General features: G+C 59.7%; 1 protein-coding gene. It reads left to right on the top strand.

Features of this window, described 5'->3' with window-relative positions; translation table 11 throughout:
* Positions 1-226, top strand: a 226-nt coding sequence (locus tag U5805_RS31725; RefSeq protein ID WP_322107416.1) for a hypothetical protein, incomplete at both ends; no start/stop codon positions are given.

Here is a 226-nt window from a genome sequence, read left to right as displayed (position 1 = left end):
CAGACGTACACGAACGTGGCCGGCGCGATCACGAACCTCGACGGTCGTGTGACGCAGAACACGAGCGACATCCAGAACATCACCAACAACATCAACAACGGCACGGTTGGCCTCGTCCAGCAAGACCCGACGACGCACAACATCACCGTTGCGAAGAACACGAACGGCACGATCGTGAACTTCACGGGCACGGCAGGCACGCGTGTTCTGACGGGTGTGTCGAACG

The organism is Paraburkholderia sp. J41 (assembly GCF_905220235.1).
Lineage (GTDB): Bacteria > Pseudomonadota > Gammaproteobacteria > Burkholderiales > Burkholderiaceae > Paraburkholderia.
This window is presented reverse-complemented; position numbering and strand designations above follow the sequence as displayed.